At 42.8% G+C, this 20,546-nt stretch carries 23 protein-coding genes; 13 read left to right on the top strand and 10 right to left on the bottom strand.

Features of this window, described 5'->3' with window-relative positions:
• Window positions 1–44: 44 nt before the first annotated feature.
• Entirely contained in the window at window positions 45–1,040 is a 996-nt protein-coding gene (locus ACJVC5_RS14825) for a DUF4340 domain-containing protein (RefSeq protein WP_408096313.1), read from the bottom strand.
• Window positions 1,041–1,060: 20 nt separating this feature from the next.
• Window positions 1,061–1,807, bottom strand: a complete 747-nt coding sequence (locus tag ACJVC5_RS14830) for a hypothetical protein (RefSeq protein WP_408096314.1) — start codon at window positions 1,805–1,807, stop codon at window positions 1,061–1,063.
• A 184-nt stretch (window positions 1,808–1,991) separates the two neighbouring features.
• Here ACJVC5_RS14830 and ACJVC5_RS14835 point away from each other — a divergent pair, with 184 nt between their 5' ends.
• Together ACJVC5_RS14835 and ACJVC5_RS14840 are read left to right on the top strand one after the other, a co-directional pair.
• A complete protein-coding gene (locus ACJVC5_RS14835; protein ID WP_408096315.1) occupies window positions 1,992–3,713 on the top strand; it encodes a S8 family serine peptidase in 1,722 nt (573 codons plus the stop codon).
• Between the two features lie 224 nt (window positions 3,714–3,937).
• The gene (locus ACJVC5_RS14840) at window positions 3,938–4,336 is read left to right on the top strand and encodes a hypothetical protein (protein WP_408096316.1); all 399 of its coding nucleotides are present in this window, start codon (window positions 3,938–3,940) and stop codon (window positions 4,334–4,336) included.
• Window positions 4,337–4,422: 86 nt separating this feature from the next.
• Here ACJVC5_RS14840 and rpmB read toward each other — a convergent pair whose 3' ends face one another.
• A complete protein-coding gene (gene rpmB / locus ACJVC5_RS14845) occupies window positions 4,423–4,644 on the bottom strand; it encodes a 50S ribosomal protein L28 (RefSeq protein ID WP_321389657.1) in 222 nt (73 codons plus the stop codon).
• Between the two features lie 163 nt (window positions 4,645–4,807).
• Here rpmB and ACJVC5_RS14850 point away from each other — a divergent pair, with 163 nt between their 5' ends.
• From ACJVC5_RS14850 to ACJVC5_RS14860, 3 genes are read left to right on the top strand one after another with little or no spacing between them, the layout of a single operon-like run.
• Entirely contained in the window at window positions 4,808–7,114 is a 2,307-nt protein-coding gene (locus tag ACJVC5_RS14850; protein WP_408096317.1) for a transketolase C-terminal domain-containing protein, read from the top strand.
• A 12-nt stretch (window positions 7,115–7,126) separates the two neighbouring features.
• Complete coding sequence (gene cysK, locus ACJVC5_RS14855) at window positions 7,127–8,038, top strand: cysteine synthase A (RefSeq protein ID WP_408096318.1); 912 nt, start codon at window positions 7,127–7,129, stop codon at window positions 8,036–8,038.
• Window positions 8,039–8,049: 11 nt separating this feature from the next.
• Complete coding sequence (locus tag ACJVC5_RS14860) at window positions 8,050–8,556, top strand: VOC family protein (RefSeq protein WP_408096319.1); 507 nt, start codon at window positions 8,050–8,052, stop codon at window positions 8,554–8,556.
• Here the strand turns inward: ACJVC5_RS14860 and ACJVC5_RS14865 are convergent.
• From ACJVC5_RS14865 to ACJVC5_RS14875, 3 genes are read right to left on the bottom strand one after another with little or no spacing between them, the layout of a single operon-like run.
• Window positions 8,481–8,984 (bottom strand): 2OG-Fe(II) oxygenase, encoded by a 504-nt coding sequence (locus ACJVC5_RS14865; protein ID WP_408096320.1) that lies wholly within the window; start codon window positions 8,982–8,984, stop codon window positions 8,481–8,483. The two genes, ACJVC5_RS14860 and ACJVC5_RS14865, sit on opposite strands and share 76 nt — an antisense overlap.
• Window positions 8,977–9,975, bottom strand: coding sequence for an SPL family radical SAM protein (locus ACJVC5_RS14870; RefSeq protein WP_408096321.1), 999 nt, complete (start codon window positions 9,973–9,975; stop codon window positions 8,977–8,979). Before ACJVC5_RS14870 ends, ACJVC5_RS14865 begins: the two co-directional genes overlap by 8 nt.
• On the bottom strand, window positions 9,965–10,972 hold the full coding sequence (locus tag ACJVC5_RS14875; RefSeq protein WP_408096322.1) for a hypothetical protein: 1,008 nt from the start codon (window positions 10,970–10,972) through the stop codon (window positions 9,965–9,967). Before ACJVC5_RS14875 ends, ACJVC5_RS14870 begins: the two co-directional genes overlap by 11 nt.
• Before the next feature lie 56 nt (window positions 10,973–11,028).
• On the opposite strand from ACJVC5_RS14875, the gene ACJVC5_RS14880 reads away from it, so the two are divergent.
• Both ACJVC5_RS14880 and ACJVC5_RS14885 read left to right on the top strand, forming a co-directional pair.
• The gene (locus ACJVC5_RS14880) at window positions 11,029–11,964 is read left to right on the top strand and encodes an aldo/keto reductase (protein WP_408096323.1); all 936 of its coding nucleotides are present in this window, start codon (window positions 11,029–11,031) and stop codon (window positions 11,962–11,964) included.
• Between the two features lie 25 nt (window positions 11,965–11,989).
• On the top strand, window positions 11,990–12,871 hold the full coding sequence (locus tag ACJVC5_RS14885) for a helix-turn-helix domain-containing protein (protein WP_408096324.1): 882 nt from the start codon (window positions 11,990–11,992) through the stop codon (window positions 12,869–12,871).
• A gap of 25 nt (window positions 12,872–12,896) precedes the next feature.
• On the opposite strand, the gene ACJVC5_RS14890 is transcribed toward ACJVC5_RS14885, so the two are convergent.
• The gene (locus ACJVC5_RS14890; RefSeq protein ID WP_408096325.1) at window positions 12,897–13,769 is read right to left on the bottom strand and encodes a LysR family transcriptional regulator; all 873 of its coding nucleotides are present in this window, start codon (window positions 13,767–13,769) and stop codon (window positions 12,897–12,899) included.
• Window positions 13,770–13,856: 87 nt separating this feature from the next.
• On the opposite strand from ACJVC5_RS14890, the gene ACJVC5_RS14895 reads away from it, so the two are divergent.
• Window positions 13,857–14,111, top strand: a complete 255-nt coding sequence (locus ACJVC5_RS14895; protein ID WP_408096326.1) for a hypothetical protein — start codon at window positions 13,857–13,859, stop codon at window positions 14,109–14,111.
• A 38-nt stretch (window positions 14,112–14,149) separates the two neighbouring features.
• On the opposite strand, the gene ACJVC5_RS14900 is transcribed toward ACJVC5_RS14895, so the two are convergent.
• The gene (locus ACJVC5_RS14900) at window positions 14,150–15,520 is read right to left on the bottom strand and encodes an HAD-IG family 5'-nucleotidase (RefSeq protein WP_408096327.1); all 1,371 of its coding nucleotides are present in this window, start codon (window positions 15,518–15,520) and stop codon (window positions 14,150–14,152) included.
• A 143-nt stretch (window positions 15,521–15,663) separates the two neighbouring features.
• On the opposite strand from ACJVC5_RS14900, the gene ACJVC5_RS14905 reads away from it, so the two are divergent.
• The 3 genes from ACJVC5_RS14905 to ACJVC5_RS14915 all read left to right on the top strand — a co-directional run bounded on the left by ACJVC5_RS14905 (window position 15,664) and on the right by ACJVC5_RS14915 (window position 17,974).
• On the top strand, window positions 15,664–17,139 hold the full coding sequence (locus ACJVC5_RS14905; protein WP_408096328.1) for an ankyrin repeat domain-containing protein: 1,476 nt from the start codon (window positions 15,664–15,666) through the stop codon (window positions 17,137–17,139).
• A gap of 85 nt (window positions 17,140–17,224) precedes the next feature.
• Window positions 17,225–17,551, top strand: a complete 327-nt coding sequence (locus ACJVC5_RS14910; protein ID WP_408096329.1) for a hypothetical protein — start codon at window positions 17,225–17,227, stop codon at window positions 17,549–17,551.
• A gap of 123 nt (window positions 17,552–17,674) precedes the next feature.
• Window positions 17,675–17,974, top strand: coding sequence for a hypothetical protein (locus ACJVC5_RS14915; RefSeq protein ID WP_408096330.1), 300 nt, complete (start codon window positions 17,675–17,677; stop codon window positions 17,972–17,974).
• A gap of 37 nt (window positions 17,975–18,011) precedes the next feature.
• On the opposite strand, the gene ACJVC5_RS14920 is transcribed toward ACJVC5_RS14915, so the two are convergent.
• Both ACJVC5_RS14920 and ACJVC5_RS14925 read right to left on the bottom strand, forming a co-directional pair.
• Complete coding sequence (locus ACJVC5_RS14920; protein WP_408096331.1) at window positions 18,012–18,293, bottom strand: hypothetical protein; 282 nt, start codon at window positions 18,291–18,293, stop codon at window positions 18,012–18,014.
• A 132-nt stretch (window positions 18,294–18,425) separates the two neighbouring features.
• Window positions 18,426–18,983, bottom strand: coding sequence for a hypothetical protein (locus tag ACJVC5_RS14925; RefSeq protein WP_408096332.1), 558 nt, complete (start codon window positions 18,981–18,983; stop codon window positions 18,426–18,428).
• 157 nt (window positions 18,984–19,140) lie between these two features.
• Between ACJVC5_RS14925 and ACJVC5_RS14930 the strand changes: the two genes are divergently transcribed.
• On the top strand, window positions 19,141–19,899 hold the full coding sequence (locus ACJVC5_RS14930) for a class I SAM-dependent methyltransferase (RefSeq protein ID WP_408096333.1): 759 nt from the start codon (window positions 19,141–19,143) through the stop codon (window positions 19,897–19,899).
• 75 nt (window positions 19,900–19,974) lie between these two features.
• Window positions 19,975–20,508, top strand: a complete 534-nt coding sequence (locus ACJVC5_RS14935) for a hypothetical protein (RefSeq protein ID WP_408096334.1) — start codon at window positions 19,975–19,977, stop codon at window positions 20,506–20,508.
• Window positions 20,509–20,546 lie beyond the last annotated feature (38 nt).

Below are 20,546 nucleotides of genomic sequence, written 5' to 3' on the forward strand. Positions count from 1 at the left end.
TTCAAACTTGAATTAGAAACAGGACACTCTTCCGAGTGCCCGTTTTATTTTAGCTCCGAACTTTTCGTCGATAGCATTCTCAGCTGATCTTTATCAATCAAGACAAACGACTGTCTCTCATCTGTTGATAGCGCATAGGTATCGCTCTTAACCACGTTCATGCCTGGAATCTGGCCCTTAATGGGAGCGATCACATAAGTACGGACCCCTGAGGCCGAAATAAGTTTTAAACTGTATTCAGGAGTGGCCATGACCTTTTCCATGAAGACCTGCTGGTCCGTATTTAACTTATCCAGGATCGAGAAACTTTTCATGTCTTCCAGGCGCTCAAAGAAGCGTTTCACTTTTGCTTCCGAGAGGACCGTACCACTTTGGTCAACCCACTGATCGTCCTTCTTAAGAAGCTTCAGGTCCAGTGTGTTCTCGCCATAGATTTCAAGTGAGGCGAGTGAATCAAGGTTCACGGCCAGAACTTTTGATTCCACTAACTGGGCCAGATCGTAGCTCTCAAGAGTCATCTCAATTGGATCAATTTGGTAGATCTGATCTTGTGAAGAAAGAGAAAGATAGGCCGAGTTATCAATCGGATTAATCAGGCCCATTTTAATCTCGAATGATTTATCACGAGTATTTGTGAAGAGGAGAGTCAGAGTTGGATTATCCAGAGAGAAACTCGTGATGTTAATTGGTTCAAGACGGTGAAAGTTACGTACACGGATCACATTAAGGGCATCAATGATTTTGGCGACCACATCACCTTTCACACGAAGGGCCTGGGGTTCAAGCATTTGCCAAGGACCGGCAAGGTTCCCTTGTGGATCGGTGTTCTCGAATAAGAATGAACCATGCTTATTGGTAAGCTTCAGCGTTTTTAGATGTTGAAGTTCATTGACCGGAACTGGGTTCGCGTAGATCTGAGCGATGTCTACTTCAGGAGTTTGCGATTCAAAGACCTCTGCGAATAGTCCCAGAAATAAAAGAATCAAAAAGAAAAAGGCCACGAGGAACGTGGATAGCGACGGGCGAAGTAATGCTTTCATAGAAACATTATACGCTGAGATTAAATTCCAAGGGAATCATCTTCTTTCTTAGATTTCTTTTCTGCGATTGTTGGCTCAATGGACTTTAGGAAGTTTCTGAGATTTTCTCTCTCTCCTGGAATCGCATAAGCGAACTTACACTGAAGGCGATAGTCTGGCTTAGTTGAGCTGATGATACGGCTTCTCATGGCATAGTGATGGCAATAGGTCACATCCGCTGTCATCATAAAGTTCTGAGGGATAAGGAACTCAACAACCACTGACTGGCCCTGAAGGAACTTGTCCTTGGTGAAACTCAGGATGCTCTCCATGTTGATATCTGAGAGAAGAACGAAGCCATAAGAGACTTTATTCAGATCCGGGGCCTGGCGCTGGTATGGGCGCTCAAGGATTGGATTTGGTTTCTTTGTTTCAAGGCCCTGCATGGTCTGTTCAGCGATGATTTCTTCTGCTTCATTGAGGGTATTTGTGCCTTCTGCAGCTTGGGGGGCGGCCTCTTCCTTGGCCTCTTCAGCAACGGATTCCATAAGAGAGGCCATAGCATCTCCATCGGCGTCCTTGGGCTTTAATTGAAAAACATTATCCGGGGAAGTAGGGGCATTTAAATTATAAAATTTCTTAATGTCTTCGATGTAGAGAGGAACTCCGGCCGCTTCACATTCTTTCATCCTGCGACCTAGGGCCGCTTCAATTTCATCTCTGAGACTCCAAAGACGAATAGAGATTTTTTTTACTTCTACCGGATGGCCGCTTTTGTTGTAAATCATGTGACAAATTCCCTCTCACATCTATTGTGACAGACTTTGGAATTTTGAGAAGAGAGGAAATTGTATCCGAGTGAGGCACTCTTAATTGACTGGTTGCGTAAGCCTTTTTTACCTCCCCATGTAAAAAACTCGGAACCTCCTACAATTAACAAATAGAGCAAATTTTTATGAGCTAGGAGTGCGAATGAAAAAAACGACTATTGTCTCGGTATTAGGTCTCGCAGTTTTATCCACAGGTGCTTTCGCAAAAGGTACTCAATCTACGGAAATTCCTCATGTTCCGGGTGAAGTACTGGTAAAAGTTAAGCCTGGTTTCATGGGTAAGTTCCTGGCCAAGAAGTCCCTTATGGGCGCAGAAGTTAAAAAACAACTAAACACAGTAGCGGGCCAGTACGTGCTTGTAAAAAGCAATGCTAAGTCGACTGCTTCATTGATCTCAGATCTTAAGTCACTTCCTGAAGTATCTTTTGCTGAACCAAACTTCATCTATAAAGCGATTGATAACGTTCAAACTGTAGAAGGCATGCTTGCTGGTACAGTTCGTGAGGCCTTCAGTGCTTCAGCTCCACGTGATCCTCTATACGGGAAACTTTGGGGTCTTAACAACACTGGTTCTAACGAGCCAGATAGAAATGGTAACACATCTCCGAACGTAAACGTTCAAGGTGCGGACGTTGCAGCTGAACAAGCTTGGGGAATCACAAAAGGTTCTAAGCGCGTGGTAGTAGCAGTGATCGATACTGGTATCGACTACAATCACCCTGACCTAAAAAATCAAATGTGGACCAACTCAAAAGAAATCGCCGGCAACGGAATTGATGATGATAACAACGGTTATGTAGATGATATTCACGGTTGGAACGCTGAAGGTAACAACGGTAATCCAATGGACGGTAACGCTCACGGTACTCACTGTGCTGGTACGATCGGTGCTGAACACAACAACGGTATCGGTGTTGCTGGTGTGATGGATGATGTTCAACTGATGGCCGTAAAGTTCCTTTCTGACTCTGGTTCAGGAAGTCTTGCCGACGCTGTTGAGGCGATTGATTACGCTACAAAAATGAACGTTGATATCATGAGTAACTCTTGGGGCGGCGGTGGATTCTCGCAAGCTCTAGAAGATTCAATCAAGGCGGCCAAAGATAAGGGCATCGTTTTCGTTGCGGCCGCTGGTAACGATTCTTCTAACAACGATTCACGTCCTTCTTACCCGGCCACATACCAAGTGGACAACGTGATCAGCGTTGCTTCTCACACGGCCGGGGATATCGTTTCTTCATTCTCTAATACTGGTAAACGCACAGTTCACGTAGCTGCTCCAGGCTCGAACATTCTTTCTTCAACTCCAAATGGAGAGTATAAAGTGTTCTCTGGTACATCTATGGCAACTCCACACACTTCAGGTGTTGTTGGTCTTCTTATCGCCGAGCAAGGTCGTCTTCCAGTTCTTGAGCTACGTAACCGTTTAATGGCGACTACAGTTCCAGGTTCAGCTTACCGTAAAACAACTGTTGCTGGTGGACGTGTAAGCGCCTACAACTTCCTTACGAATACACGTATTCCTCGTCAGGAACCAAATGAGAGAGATTGGAGAGTTGAACAACTTTCTGAAGTTTTCGAAACAGCTCACCCATACCTTGATAACACAAAAACTTCTAAGACTTACACTTTCCCTGGTGCAAAGTATGTGAAGTTCGTGATTGAAAAGTATGAAACAGAAGCTGGTTACGATTTCCTTACTCTTAAAGATGCCAAGGGCGGAGTGATTGAAAAGCTTTCTGGTAAAGGTGAAAACTACGAAACAGATTATACTGATACTCAGTCAGTAACTGTTGAGTTCTCTTCGGATTCGAGCCAGGCCCGTTGGGGAGTGGTGATTAAAGAAGTGAAAGTTATCTACTAAGATCGAATAAAAGAGGGTCCTTCGGGGCCCTTTTTTATTTTAAATCTTACATCCTAGATCTTTGATTTTTTAGCGTCAAAAATGATTTCTTCGCGAAACTTGAATAAGATGGAATGTGCACTCCAGCATTCATCAAATTCAACTCAACGCTTTCAGTGCTTCCAGCAAATACTTTTTTAATTGTTTAAGCTATTTCCTCTCTGCTTAATGAGAAAGGAGATTTTATGAAAGCAGTGATGGCGTTTTTAATTCTCGGTACAATGTCTTTTAAGGTGAGTGCTTATGATCAGATTGCGGCCACTTCAATATGCTCTACAAGACCTTCTGACTGCCAGGGATTTGATAGTCCTACGATCACAATTGGTGAGGCCACCTATTTACTCGGATGGCATAGCAGTGGTTGGAGAGAAGAAAATAATTCCGTCGTAAAAGGAGTGTTAAATACATTCTGCTCATTGAAAGGCTTCGATGTCGGTTATGCCTCAGTCCAGACGGCCCAGCGAGCTCCTCATCTTTCTGTTTTTGTAGGACAAAATTATCCAAGCACCGGGGCACTCAATTTGCCTGACTGGCCTCGCTCTTATGTCAGCAAAGTTTTTTGCGCCAAGGATGTTACACGTTAGTTTATTAGAAACAATGTTTTGGATAGAAAAAAAAAGAGCCCACATTCGTGGGCTCGAAGCTTTTTATTGTAAAAGATATACTACAATTATTTGTAGTATTTGCGTAAGAATTTAGAAAGGCCCATCTTATCAAGAGTCTTGATTGTAGATGTAGCAAGTTTAAGACGGATAGTTTGACCTGACTCAGGATCGAAAACTTTCTTAGTCTTTAGGTTAGGCTGTTTAAAAGTACGTGTCTTGATGTTTGAGTGAGACACTTTATGGTTTGCCTGACGGCTTTTACCAGTAAGATCACATTGACGTGCCATAAAAATTCCCTTGGTCTAATAGTCTGTTTTAAAAAAGTCCTATGAAGTTAAGCTCTTTTGAGCACCTTGGCAAGTGCAAAACTGAAGAATCTTGTGGACTTAACTCTGAGGGTTGCTCCATACTCTTTTCATTCATATCTCATTCCCCCAAAGGTGGTCTTTCATGTCACTTAAACCCTTGAATATTAAATCAAAACTATTAGATGCTCCGTCGGGATCGCCGCTATATTCTGTGTCGATTAAGGACGCAAAGCAAAAGAAAGTCGCCCTTGCGAACCCGAAAGCGACTCGTTCATTGATCGCCCTTATGGACCTGGCCGCTGTCAATGGCGGGGCCGCTTGTCACTGGGGTGGACCTTCGGCCATGACAGAAACTTGGACCGCTCTTCATGCACTCATGTTTAAAAACAAAGACTGGTACAATCATTTCAATTTCGTAAACGATATTGGTCATGCTGAGAATGGTATCTACGCTCTTAGAACAGTACTTGGTTATGGCGACCTTACAATGGAAACATTGAAAGGTTTCCGTGCTATGGGTTCAAAGCTAACTGGTCACGGTGAATCTCACCTTTATCCAGAAGGCGTTCTTCTTTCTAACGGTCCTCTAGGTTCGGCCTTCCCTCAAGCGCAAGGTCTTGCGGCCGGTGACAAAGTTGCAAAAAACAATCGTGTGACTGTTGTATCAGTTTCTGATGGTGCAGCGATGGAAGGTGAAGCAAAGGAAGCTTTCACGGCCGTTCCAGGTCTCGCGAGCAAAGGAAAACTTAATCCATTCGTGATGCTTCTCTCTGATAACAACACTAAGCTTGGTGGACGAATTGATAAAGATTCGTTTTCTATGCAGCCAACTTTTGATTCTCTAAAAGATCTTGGTTGGGACGTGGTGAAAGTTGAGAATGGTCATGATCTTGAAGGCGTGTATCATGTGATTGAAGAATCAATTGAGAAAGCAAAGAAAGATCCATCGAAGCCAGTTTGTATTTGGCTAAAAACCATTAAAGGTTACGGTGTGAAGTCGACGATGGATTCATCTACCGGTGGCCACGGCTTCCCATTAAAGGCCCATGATGAAGGCATTCACGCTTTCCTAAAAGAAATCTGGGGTGACGAAGCTGTTCCAGCTGAGTTTACAACTTGGGCCAATGAACTAACTGTTAAACCAGAGAAAAAATCTTCTGGTTCATCGACTCCAAAAGACAAAATTCAAATTGGCGTAGCGAAGGCCCTTTCTCGTGCTGCTAAAGAGGGCTACCCGGTTTTCTCAATCACCAGTGACCTTCAAGGTTCGACAGGTCTTAAGGCCTTCCATACTGAATATCCTGATCACTATCTGGATGTTGGTGTTGCTGAATCCAACATGGTTTCAACTGCGATTGGTATGAGTAAAGTTGGTTTCATTCCGGTAGTAGATACTTTCGCCGCCTTCGGTGTAACGAAAGGGAACCTTCCTCTTATTATGGCCTCACTTTCGCAGGCCCCAGTGATCGCTGTGTTCTCACACACGGGTTTCCAGGACGCGGCCGACGGTGCTTCTCACCAATCTCTTACTTACCTAAGTGCGCTTGGAAGTATTCCTCACTTAAACACTGTAAACGTTGCTTCTGCTAAAGAGGCCGAAGAGTATATCTTTAAGGCGGTTCAAAAGATCGCAACTGATCGCCAGTGCGGAAAAGATGGAGAGTCTTATATCTTCTTCATTGGCCGTGAGAATTTCGCCCTAGAGGTAAAAGAAGGTCTTTCTTACGATCTTCATAAACCTCAGAAATTGGCCGAGGGAACAGATGCTGCAATCATCGTATCTGGTTCATTGGTGGCCAAAGGACTTCAGGCGGCCGAAAAATTAAGATTGCAGGGAATTGAAGCAGCAGTCATTAATCATAGCTTTGTAAATCACTCAGATTTTACGCAAATTGCAAATTGGATCGCTGAGAGTGGATCAAAGGTTGTAACAGTTGAAGATCACCAATTAATTGGTGGTATGGGCTCACAATTGGTTCACCAACTTAAGCTTTTAGGTCTTGAGTTTGATGTCGAAACTTTAGCGATTAAGGGCGAATTTGGTCAGTCAGCTTACTCTGCGGATGAATTGTACACTAAGCACCATGTGGATTCTGGTGCTATTATCGAGGCGGTTGAAAGACTTGTTCATAACAAAGGAAGTTTTATGAATCTCGATACGGATATCCTTAAATCAAAATGGAAGGATATTTCTCATGAGGCCAAGAAAAAGTGGGACTCTATTTCTGAAAGAGATCTTGAGAAAGTAAAAGGCAATGCCGTTGCCATGGTTTCTCTTATTCAGGAAAAATTCGGAATCTCAAAAGAAGACGCAACTAAGAAGGTTGAAGAGCTTCTTGCTAAGTATCCAAAAGACGAGTTAAAAGCGAAAGTCGAGAAGACCGCTGAGAAAGTTATGGGTACAGCGAACACTTTGATGGACGAAATTAAGAACAAACTTAAAAAATAAGCGAGTTTCATTATGAAAGGGCAATCCATTCTCGATGTCATCGGCAACACTCCTCATGTAAAGATCAACCGTTTGTTCGGCCAGTCTGAAGTATGGATGAAGTTAGAACGTCAGAATCCAGGGGCCTCAATCAAGGACCGGATTGCTCTTTCAATGATCGCTGAAGCTGAGAAGCGTGGTGAGCTTAAACCTGGCATGACTATTATTGAGCCAACTTCAGGTAACACTGGAATTGGACTTTCGATGGTGTGTGCGGTGAAAGGTTATAAACTTATTCTTGTGATGCCTGAATCCATGTCTATTGAGCGCAGGAAAGTGATGGCCGCTTATGGAGCTTCGCTTGAACTAACTCCAAAAGAGAAAGGGATCAAGGGCTCAATTGCTCGCGCACAAGAACTCTTCGGAACAACTCCTAACTCATGGATTCCGATGCAGTTTGATAATAAAGATAATGTGAAAGTTCATGCTGAAATGACGGCCCAGGAAATATTAAAAGATTTCCCGGATGGACTTGATTACCTTGTCACTGGTGTTGGTACCGGTGGCCACATCACAGGCGTGGGTAAAGTTCTCAAAGAAAAATTTCCAAATTTAAAAGTGATCGCAGTTGAACCAGCGGATTCAGCGGTGTTGTCCGGTGGTCAACCTGGCCCCCATTCACTTCAGGGAATTGGAACTGGTTTTGTTCCAAGCATTCTTGATCGTTCAGTCATTGATGAAGTGGTGACGATCACAAAAGATGAGGCCTTTGAAATGGCCCAAAGATCGGCAAAAGAAGAAGGTATCTTTGTTGGTATTTCTTCTGGTGCCTCTTTAGCGGCCGTGAGAAAAATATTGGCGAAGGCTCCTGGGAAAGTTCTGACATTCTGTTATGACACCGGCGAGAGATATCTTTCTATTCCAGGACTCTTCGAAACACCTTAAGCGAGGTGCTTATGTTGTCCTCGATTCCTAACTACGTTCCGAGTGGTTATAAAACCATCAATGTCATGCTGACGGTAAAAAACGTTGAGAAGGCGCTGGAGTTCTACAATAGGGCCTTTGGGGCAGAAACCACCATGGAGCTTAAGCAGCCTGATGGAATTGTTGCTCATGCGGAATTTAAAATTCAAGATACTGTGATAATGCTAACTGAAGAGGGGATCTATCAAAGTGGTCCGCTTAAACTTCATGGCACTCCTGTCACCATCCAAATTTATACTCCAGACTGTGAAGGCTTTTTTGAAGAAGCTGTGAAAGAAGGGGCCAAGGTTCTTTTGCCCATCTCAAAGCAATTTTACGGAGACAGATCTGGTCTATTAGAAGATCCCTTTGGTCATCGCTGGATCATAGCGACCCATGAAGAGGATCTCACGGCCAATGAGCTTCAGCATCGTTTTAATGATTTATTTTCCCAAGAGCACCAGCCAGCAATAATGATCCGACGACCCTTGGTCACTTGATGAATCTTGTGTTCAAAGCCGTAGATGCCAGTGAGGAAAAGAATAATTCCACCGAATTCAGGTGTTGGGATTTGTAAAAACTCTTCAGTGTTTTTTTGGCGAACACCTAATCGGCCACCTTCTATCTGATCTGAGTTTTCAGTCAGGGAGAGCGAGAAAGCAAAGACCCGTGATCCATCGTCGTGCCAGATGCCATCTTCTTCCCAATCATTGGCCGCGTCTCGGATGCTGATAATGAATTCAATGCTCGAAAAATCGTGAAAGGTTTTTAAAAAGTTATAGAGGCGACCGTTCTCTTTTGTGAGTTCCTGAAAAGCATTGTCGACTCCTTTCCAGTCTTCATTACGAACAAGTTCGCGAACATCATCTCCCAAAGGGAAATAGGTTTTATGAAATCCATTTTGGAAAAGTTCTGGGCGTTTAAGCATTTTCTTCCATACAAAGATAAATCGACTCTGGTCTTACTCCATGAGTGATGGCGAGTTCTTTAATACTGTTCATGAGCCACATCCGCATGGGGCGGTGATAGCGAACCTTACCGTCAAAGCTTTTAATCATGGGGCCCGTATGAAGAACCGATTCCGGATAATTGCGTTCCACCTCACGGTAAACGTCTTTGGTGAAACGAACCACACCTAATGAGAGATATTTTAAATCTCCGTTAAGGTCCTTCATCTGCTGAAGGAGTTCAGTGTAGGTCTCTTTGAAATTATCTTCATAGACAATCGGATCGAAATGGGCGGCAATGTGAAAGCCCAGTGACTTTAACATGCCCATGGCCTTGACTCGAGAGTCTGCACTTGGAGTTTTTAGATCCACCCGACGGGCCATAGATGAAGGCGAAAGCGAAAAACTCACAATGAGGTTTGGAAGAGGTTTAAGTTTTTCGATCTCACGAACGTTTACGGATTTGGTCCTGAGTTCAATAATGGCATTCGGGTTTCTTTCACAGAAACCGTGATAGAGTTCTAGCTCACCAGTCAGATGAGTCAATGCTAACGAGTCTGAGAATTCTCCCGCGTGAAACCAGACCTTCTGTCCAGGATGCTTTTTAAGGACCTCTTCCATCTCCTGCATGATCTCTTCGTGGTTAATGAAAAGAACAATGTCGGGAGTGTTAAAGTATCCTTGAAGGTAGCAATATTGGCATTCGTAGATGCAGTTGTAGGCATGAATGAAATAGTAGTGGGGCTCACCATGACTTCCATAAGCGTCGGGGGCCTCTTTTAAAAGCTGGCCTTTTTTACGGGCGAGAAAAAGATTGAGTGAGTCACGTTTTTGAAGATACGGTTTTTTTGATCGTCCCCAAATATCATCATAGCGCTCAAGATAAAGCGGTTCTTTTTTGAGTTTTCCCAAAATGGAAGTCACGCGGGGATGAAGCTTTATGTCCTCTTCGACATAGATTTCATTCCACATCTAGTTTTCCTTCCATGAGTTCAGAGAATGGCACAAGGGAGAGTTTATTTAATGTATCAAGTTTTGATTTCAGTTCTGAATCACTCGCAACCGAGAAACGCAAAGTCACTTCCTTGTTTTCCCAGTTCGGATCAGTTTCAATCGAAATTCCTACCTTAGTAAAAGGCGAGGTCCATTTTTCTTTGCTCGCTTTTAGCTTTTCTCGGAAAGGATCAAGTTTAGATTCCATTTTTTCTAGAAGAACTTTCGCCCGGTCTTTTGGGAAAGAAATGCTCTCTCGGATCTCATCCAGATTTAAAGTTTTAAGTAGCTCTTCTGAAGACACCTCATATTTAATCGAAAGTTTTGTGAGAAGTGCTTTAAAACGATGGCCACTGGTAAACGTGAAGTGGAAACCAGGAAGAGTGACTATCTCATCCACGCTTTCTTTGTGAGTCAGAACTGTCCCTAAGTAGAGAGCAAGTTTCATGGAAAATTCTGAAGCATGGTCACGAACCAATTCACAAGCTCCTACTGTTCCCGCGATATCAGAAATTAATTTGTAAGACTCAAAAGGAATACCCGCAGACTTGGCCGCATAGGCGCTTCCCCAGGCCTCACGGTCCACAATGCCACCCATTCCACGAAGAGCACGGGCCTTATCAGCATCTAAGATACGTTCGAATGTGGTCAAGCAGTCTTCACCTTTTTCTGCGCTCACAAAACTTTTAAAAGCTGGGCGCATGTCTTGAACCAGATAATGCGTTCTGATGGGATAAATCTCTCCAACTTTAAGTTCTGCATTTAAGGCGCCAGCGATCCCTAGATTAATGACCTTTGAAATAGGGAATTTTCCCAGCATCAGTGAAGTTTTAATCGAGGCCTCGAAGGGACCTTCACCGGTCAATACCAGCACCAACTCTTCGTTTTTGAAGAGGTCTGAATCAATTCTTTGAAGTTTAAATTTTTCGATGACGCCTTGGGCTTCACCCAGGTGTGCCATTGTGATAAGATGCATAACCGCACTTTGCAGGGGCCACTCGTTTTTGTCAACGAAGGGGCACAGGAGACTTCATGATCTACCGGGACATTCCTGGATTCCAGACACCATTACCCGTGATTACATTCGGGGGCGCATCCGTGAGCGGTGAAGGCGGAGGCTATGGTTTTGGTGTGATGTCTGAGGCGGATTCAGAAAAGCTTCTTAAAGGTGCATGGGAGGCCGGAATTACGCTTTTTGATACGGCCCCGATCTACGGCTTTGGCCTGTCGGAAGAGCGTCTAGGGCGCTATTTACCGAAAGAGGCCATGATCGTTTCCAAATGTGGCGTGGATTGGCATCCATCTAAACGGGTCAATATGACCAATGATCCCAAAGTGGCCGAAAAAATGCTTGGGGAGTCATTGAAACGTCTTAACCGCGAGGTCATTGATATCTACATGGTTCATTGGCCGGATTCAAAACATGACATCCGCGTGACCTTGGAAGTTTTGAAGAAAGCTCACGACCAGGGGAAGATAAAAAAGATCGGTCTGTGTAATACCAATCTGGATGAACTCACGAAGGCCCGCGAAGTTTGCCAAGTGGACGTGATTCAAAGTGAACTCAATCTTTTTAACCAAGAGGCCTTTACTCGTTTAGGTGATGAATGGAAAAATTATTTCACTATGGGATGGGGAACTTTTGATAAAGGAATTCTTTCCGGTCGTGTGACGAAGGATCGAAAGTTTGATCAGTCGGATGCTCGCTCATGGGCCCCATGGTGGAACAAGAAAGAAGTTCAAAAGAAGATTGAGAGAACTGATCTACTCAAAGAAATTCTTCAAGATTATCAACTTTCATTACCTGAGTTTTGTCTTCAGTACAATTTGCATTTCTTTAATATTTCAAGCTGTCTCGTAGGCTTTAAATCAGTCAGTGATATTGTTCACGTGACGTCTAATTTACAACAAAATCTTATGCGAGAGAGAATAGAGGAGGTAGTAGAGCGTTGGAAAAATCGCTCATAAGAATAATCTTTAACGGACTAATTTTATGAATGAGCAGATGTACTCCATCGGGCCCCTGATGAAGGCCGCCCGTAAATTCAAAAAGTTCAATCAAGCAGATGTGGCCCAGGCCATCGGATGTTCACAAAGTGCGCTTTCGAAGATGGAACATAATTTGTTGATTCCTTCTGCTCCTCAGTGGTTCTTGTTTTCACGCTTCACTTCCATTCCACCTGAAACTTTGGAGACCGGTATTATCGACCGACATTCCAAAGTAAAATTTAATAATGATCAGGTCTCTTTGGGTTTTAAAATTCCTAAAAAGTACCGTCACTTCCGGGCCGGCAAGGTTCGAGAAATCTATCCATTTTTATTCTATCTGGAGAAAAAAGTCGGGCCCGAGGCCCACAAAGACTTTATAGCTTCAACCGGATTAGAAACTGAATTCTTCCTCGACTTTGATAATTTGATTAACTTTCAGTTGTTCCTGGATGCGATGGAATACTTTATTAAGCTTGGAAAAAATTCGGATGAGACCATTGGAGATATTGTTAATATTGGACAAAATGATCTCTATTGGAATCATTATAAAGTTGAATGGATGAAGCTTGGTTCAGTTGCCGCCGTTCTGAACGAATATTGTAATGAACAATTATTTTTTCAGACTGACTTCCAATTAAAAGTGGAAAGTCAGGGAGGTCGGACTCTCATAAGTTATTTTCCGGAATATCACTTAAAGCAATTCGCGGCAAACGCTTCGAACGAACAAGTGAGATTCCTGAACACATATCGTAAGAAAACTTTGGAAAGTCTCATTAGAAGAATCCTGGATCAAAACGTGTCTTTTGATCTCATCGCAGAGACTCAAAACTCGCCGTTAGGTGCGCGCTTTGAAGTCAAAGCGATGCCGGCTTCTCAGGCCTCGTAGGCCCGGGCCCCATGTTGAACTATCATTAAACTTCCTGAGATTGGAGCAGGTTAAGGAATTTTTCGCCTGTGAGATGTGGCGGATAGTCCCGATGGGTAATGAGGTTAAGCTTAAACTCAAGTCGCTCCTTAGGGAGTAAGTCAATTAAATGGCCCTGGGCCAATTCTTTTCCAACTAAGAAAGACGGCAGCACCGCTATCCCAAGACCTTCTTTAACCATGGAAAGATGGGCGAGAATAGAGTTAGTGGAAATCTTGATTTTTGCTTTTGGCTCTATCTCTTTCCATAGGGCCAGAGTAGGAAATTTCTTGTTTGTGACTTCGTCCACCTCACGAGAACCAATGAAGCTCGTTCTCGTTTCTTCTTTCTTTAAAAATTTTTTACCGATCACCAAATGAAAACGAAATTCACGGAATGGTCGTATAATAAGGCCCGCGCGGGGTGAAGGTGTATGGAAGAGGAGAGCAAAATCCAGGGACTTCTTTTCTATCAGATCATAAATTTCAGTGCTGGTTCCGATCTGAACCAAGGGATAAATAGACTCGTCTTTGGTAAATTTAGTGATGACCTGTGGAAAAATTTGTGTGGCAAGAACATCTGAAGTTCCGATCCGAAGAGGAGGAAGAGTCGTGATATCTTCCTTACTAAAGAATTTTTCAAGTTCATTGACCTGGTCAAAAATTCCTTGGGCATATTTCCAGGCCACGCGACCGTGCTCGGTTAGCGTGATTTGTTTCTTGGTCCGGACCAGGAGCTCCTTTTCAAAGCTCTCTTCAAGCTCCTTGATCATACGGCTCAAGGCCGGCTGGGCAATTCTCAGTTTCTCGGCCGCCCGGGTAAAGCTGCCTTCTTTGGCCACGGTGTAGAAATATCGCAGATGTAACAGGTTTGTTTTCATATCTAAAAGGTATACTCCCATAGAAATTATATATTTTTATTATAATAGTTTTAAACCTATTATGCGCCTACCTTAAAGGGGGCATATATGAAAAACTTATTAGTAATTGGTGCTATGGTTCTAGGAATGAGTGCTGCACAGGCCGAAATTCCTTGTATTTCTTATCAGGAAGCATGGAATGGAGCTGGAAGGCTTTCTTCTCGTGTGGCGGTTGATGAGTTGCCTGAGCTTGTTCCTGGATGGACATGGATCAAGGTCTATAAACCATCTCGTGATCCTGAACTAATGGATTGGAATTGGCTTTCTTGGCCGGATGGTGAAACTCTCACAATTTGCCAATAAAAAGATAAAAAGGTTCCAGGTAAACTGGAACCTTTTTATTAAGCGAGTTCGTGAGGAAGAGTTTTCTTTCTCGGACGGTAGTAAGTACGTGGTGAATAGTCCGTGAAGTCTGAGATCTTTGCCATATAAATACAAGCATACTTCTCAATCTGTCCCGCCAGACGACTTGGCTCTACGCCCGCACGCATGGTTTCTCCCCAGTAAGGGTTGAAGAACTGAGAGTGTGAACGAATAAGTTTTCCGATCTTCTTATCGACACCTTCAATCTTTTTGAAATGGGCCTGTACTTTGGTTTTATCGGGCTTCTTGCCTTTTTCGATCTCTTTATCAAAGAGATCATCGAGCTTTTGTTCAAGCACAACTTTCTCGGCCATAAGAGTATTGATCTGTTCTGTCAGAGTTTCGCTCTTCTCAAGGGCCTCTACTTCAGAAATAAGTTCATCAATCACCAGGGCCGTGCGCCAGTTGCAGGTCTTCTTAATTTGAAGAACATCACCATAAATATGGTCACCAAGATAAAGAATCTGCTCACCAGAGAGACCGGCGTTTTTCTGAATGGTTTGCGCGTTACCACCTTGATAGATACCGTCTTCAATTTTCCCGTGATGATTTCTCATGAGACCTGTGGCCGGGTCAATTTGAAGCAGGGGCATTTTATCTGTGAAGAAACGTGGCTTACTTGCAGCTGTGACTACCAAGTTAAAAAGTTCTGACCAGTTTTTATGGTCTTTCAGATAAGGATTAATTGAGTAATCCAGAAGAAGCTTTGAGTACTCATAATCAGAGTTTGTGATGACCCAGAGTTTTTTTCCGTGGCGTTTGAAACGCTCCAGTGCTTCTACAATTCCTGGATCGTGAACGATGAACTTCTTCACGTTCTTCTTTACCTGACTCTTAAGAGAACCATCTCGGTGGGAAATATCCAGGGCCTCAATCAGATCTTGTTCAAGCGTCTTATAGTCCGGAAGATTCAGATCTGGCTGAGAATCTTTCATGTCCACCAGTTGCATGTACAGTACGCAGTAAGCGATTGAAAAAGTGGTATCTACAATGGAGTAACGATCTGTATCGTTCAGATCAATCACCAAGTTTTGATAGATTTTCTGCTGAGTTTTAAAATCCATCTCATGGAGACCGTGAAAAGCGTGTTTCACTTTACTGTAAGTACTGAGCTTTAAAATATTTCCGTGTGGCTTATCAATAACAAGGCCTCTGATGGCCAGATTGATTTTGAACTTCAGGGCACCGATGGCGTCCGGGTAGCCTTTCTCGAGAAGTTTTTTAACAATTTCTTTATAGGTCATTTCCTCAAAGGCCTCGGAATCATATCGAACTAAGGTGTAGTCCATGTCGAAGCCAATGGCCGCGATCTGTTTCATATTCAGGGTTCTATTAACGTAAATTCCCATGGTTATCCTCTTTTTTAACGATTTAAAATTGTCTCTTTTTAATGACCTGGAGTCAAACTAAAGAGTTTTTACACGCTGCGCAAGAATGTTCCAATAAGGCTTCGGAACTAGGTTATAAATCTATATCTTGATTTAGGAGCGATATGCGAAAGTCTGTTCAATTAGCGGTATTAAGTGGTGTTCTTCTTTCAGTAGGTGCCCAAGCTCGGGTGATTTATGGGGAAGATAACCGAATTGAGGTTTATCAGGCCTCTCCGCTTATGCAGCGTCTTGCTCGCTCTTCAGCTACTGCCGTTTCTGGGAATGATATTTCACGAAATAATTTTAAACCTGGCATGCTTCAATTAAAGCAAGACACCCTTCAGGACTGGCTGAGTTCTATGGACACCAGTAAGCGCACAAAGGACCTCATTTCTGAGAAAGGAAAAGAGGCCGCAAGAGGTGGACTTCGTTTTTGTAGTAGTGAGAGATTCACAAATCAGCCTAATCCAGGAATGTGTAGTGGTTTCTTAATTGCTCCTGATCTTTTAGTGACGGCCGGTCACTGTACTAATCTTGAAAATTTTTGTGAGGAGTATCGCTGGGTCTTTGATTTTAAAGTTGATCCGAAGACAAAAAAGGCCGGTGCTGAGGTCAGAGAAGAAGACGTCTACCGCTGTAAAAAAATTGTTTCGAGTGCTCTTAATATGGAACTAGGTCTTGATTACGGACTCATTCAACTCGACCGAGTTGTTAAGGATCGTGCCCCTCTCGAGATCAGAACTGATGGGCAGGTCTTGGATTTTACCAATCTCACAGTGATTGGTTCTCCATCTGGTTTACCACTAAAAATTTCTGGCGGGGCCGTTGTTCGTAAGAACACCCATCCCTTTTATTTTACCGCAAACCTAGATGCTTTCCAGGGGAACTCTGGAGGAGCGGTGTTTAATAGCAAGACCGGTGTAGTAGAAGGAATTCTGGTTCGTGGTGAAGAAGACTTTACATTTAACTACCAAAAAATGTGTCTAGAGGCGAATCGTTGTAAAGACAACGAATGTCGCGGAGAAGATGTAAGTAGACTGACTTCTATTCCTGAAATCGGAGTGATGAATCTACTTCATAAGTCTGCTGCTGAAGGAGACCTTGAAACACTTCAAAATGTTTTGAAACTTAGTATTTGGGTAGATATTTATGGCAAAGATCGTAAAAGTGCTTTGCTTCTGGCCGCTGCTAATAATCGTCATGAAGTGATGAAAGTTCTGATTGATAAAGGGGCCGATGTTAAACTTCAAGATATTTACGGAAATACAGCTCTTCATTCGCTGGCGAAAGTTCTGACGGAGCGAAATTCTGATGTTCTGCTTAATATGCTATCGAAGAAAGCTGACCTTAATATTGAAAACGGAAAAGGTGAGTCACCTTTGTTAGTGGCCGCTAAGGCCCGCAATTTAAAGGGTGTTAAAATTCTTTTGGCAGCAGGAGCGAATGCGAATTCGGTAGACGGCAATGGTGAGTCCGTGCTGTTTGAGTTCGCACGTTTAGGATTGGCGAAAGTTGTTAATGACCTCATTGAGCTTGGGGTGAATCCTGACATTAAGAATATTGATGGGCAAAGGGCCCTGGAGCTTATTAAAAAATAGCCTCCCGCAGTATTAATAATAATTTATTGCCTTTCTCCATTAATCTTGAAACGCTTAGAGGAGTTTCATAATTAAAGGAGTACTTATGAAAAAGGTAATCGCATTGGTTCTATTACTCGCTTCTGTTTCTTCTTTCGCAGCAACTGTTAAGATCACTTCTTTCAATTACGTCCGTACCAGCAATGATACATTCCACAGCCCTCTAGCTGAGCTTTGTGGTGTAGTTGAAGGGCAGACGGCAGTTCCTACTTTCGTAAGCATTAAAGTTGATCCAGGCACGAATAACGTGGCCTCATACAACACTCTTGGTGATGCCAATGGGAAGTTCTGTATGGCCGTGATCACTTACCGTGGAAGAGCGGAAGTTTCGATTACAGGTGAGACTCTGACAACTGAGGCCCTCGTTAAGTAATGACATGGCCCCTTATGGGGCCTTTTTTTGTCTAATCTTTTGACACCCCAACCATTCTTTACAGTTAGCGACCCTTGAGGCCCTTCTGAGGTTATATTTTGTTTAACCATTTAAGGAGTTCTTATGAAAATGCTCGCCGCTGTTTTTTTCCTTTTGTCTTCGATGAGTGCATTTGCGATTTCAGACCAAAAGCTGGTTGATAAGTGTTTCCCTTACGCTCAAGAAAAGATGATTGAACATGCTAAAAAACTTAACTGCAGTATTGGGGAAGACCCTTTTACGATTACTGGTATTGATAACAGAACACTGAATCCCTGGAAGTATTTAAGATGGGAAATGAAAGTGGATTGCCCGGAACATCAAGATGTGAAAGAGATCACAGCAGTTACTCAGTACAGTGCTTTTGATAAGACATGTTTTTAGATAAAAAAAGGCCCGTCTAAGACGGGCCTAACTTTTGTTACTCAAGTCTTTTGCTTACGATTGAGACCTTCGCAGCTTCACCCGGATATTTCACCGTTTTCACTCTAAGAGTAAGAGTCTTTGTTGTCTGACCATCAGTACAAGAAAAGATCTCTTTATTGGTACAGATGTATCCAAGGCAGATATTCATCGTAGATTTTTTCGGAGTACAAGTAAGCTCTTCACCGCGCTCAACTCTTTCAACAGCGTCAGATACAACATCTGAAGCAAAAGAAGAAAAGCTTAAAAGCATAAGAGAAGAAATAAGTAGGGCCTTCATATATCATCCTTTGGCTAAGTGGTTTTTGGATGGGCCCTTTTACGCTTATTTCGGATTTTGTGCAATATTAAGGTAAAACTTATAGGTTCAAGCAATGATTAAAAAAGGGGCCCGAAGGCCCTATTTTCATTCTTATTTTACGATTAACTTGTAATTGGCAGAGGCACAATGAAGAGTGAATTTTTCAGCAATACAGTTCATTTTAAGGTTCGATACTTTGCGGCCCATGTTGTTGCCGTCAACTTCAATGACTTGAACATGGCCGTCTAGTCCAACTGTCATCATTTTAATGTCGATGAACTTAGATGGTGAAGTCCAACGAGTCGACTTGACCGTTTTAAGAGTGAGTACGTTTCTTTCCTGACCGATGACTGAAAGTTCAGTTGTTGAAAGGATTTTCTCGACCACAACATTGTCGCGGATTTCTGCACCAGTAGTTTCTACGAAAACAGCTTGTTTGTTCTCATAATTTGGAACGTCACAGATTTTCGCCATCTCTCTTACCATTGGGGCACGAGCATCGTTGTCTGTAGCTAGAAGCTCGTCAATTTCGGCCGGAGTAAGTGAGTAGTAGATGTCGCTGTTATAAGCTTGAAGAGAGTCAGCGATGCATTGGTAGTTATGATTTGGAGTGTGGGCAAAAGCTGAACTTGTAAGAATCATTAGGGTGATTGAAAGAATCATTTTCATAGAGAGTCCTCTCGTGTTGGGTTGATGGGCCGGAAGTTATCAGAAGAGAGAGGGGAGATTAAGTTAAGTGTATGTCAGGAAATGAAGGATATTTAATCTTTACGGTAGTCCCATGTCCCAATAGCATTTTAAGGGGCTCGAACAGGATAGGTAGGAAATGAGTACTGATAATTCGTGGCAAAAGTCTATGTATGACAATTTCTTTGCGAAAGCGACCTTAGATTCCGAAGGATTGAAGGAGAAGGCCAAGCAAGAAGTGTCCTTCTTAGTTAATACCTTGGGATTATCTTCAAAAGCAAAAATTTTGGACATTCCCTGTGGGACTGGAAGGCATGCGAGAATTTTGGGCGAGAAAGGGCATGAAGTTATTGGCCTAGATATCAGTCAAAGCTGCATTGATATTGCAAAATCCGCCTCACCTGTTACGGGACTCACTTACAAGCTAGGAAATATGAATGACCTTTCAGAATACAGAGGTCAGTTTGATTGTGTTCTTAATCTCTTTTCAAGCTTCGGTTACTTTTCTACCGATGAAGAAAATGAGCATGTTCTAGGGGAAATGATTCGTGCATTAAGGCCAGGTGGCAAGCTGGTGATTAACGTGATTAACCGCGAATGGTTGCTCTCTATTTATAAACCTGCATTATGGTTTAAATCAGGATCAGTTATAACAGTATCGGCCGGCAATTATGATCCTAAAACTCATTTCAATGAATCCTATATGACGTTAAAAGATGAAAGCACTGGAGAAACCACACTTAGCTATCATCGAATGAGACTCTATTCACCGTCGGAAATGATCGAACTGATGAAGAGGCATGGTCTAAAAGATGTTAAGGCCTATGGCAGTTTCAATGGGGAAGAGTTGGACGAATTAAAGTCGACTCATCCATTTTATATAGGGACGAAGTACTGAACTAAAGTGCTCCAAAACCTTTAGTAGCAGTGTAGATATGACGATACGTGATCTGGACTACTAAAGGAGTCACGCATGAAAAGCTTACTATTAGCTCTTTTCGCTATCATTGTGTCGGCATGTTCTCACCAGGGGAGTCATCGCCAACCTTCCTCAGTTAAAGAATTTAAGGTCATTTTAAGTCTTAAAAAAATGTCTGATCACGATGTTGTATCTAGGATTGATATCTTGGCCACCAATACAAATCCAAATTCGTCCTCAATTGATGATGAATTTAGAATTGAAATTGATGGTCAGCCGGTGGATGTGCCTGAACGGGTCTATAATCAGCTAAGTTATTCGCGCAGGGCCTACAGTTATGATTACCAATCTGGAGGAATTGAGAAAAAGAAACCAGAATTCATGTGCAGAATGGGTGGGCCAGCTGAAGGATATATTCTTGAAGCTAGATATCTCACCGAACAAGGAGATTCTATGAGGCCTGTTTATAGCGAAGGGGAGTGCCATTTTTCTGAAATTTATTTCCCAAAAAATCCAGATTCAAAGATCGCTGCGATTAAGGCCTTGGCCGTTCTACAAACAATTAAAAACATGCAGCCAGCGAGATAATGAATTGATGTGAGAATTAAAAGGCCACCTCTCGGTGG

Origin of the sequence: Peredibacter sp. HCB2-198, assembly GCF_045999315.1 — a bacterium.
Classification (GTDB): domain Bacteria; phylum Bdellovibrionota; class Bacteriovoracia; order Bacteriovoracales; family Bacteriovoracaceae; genus Peredibacter.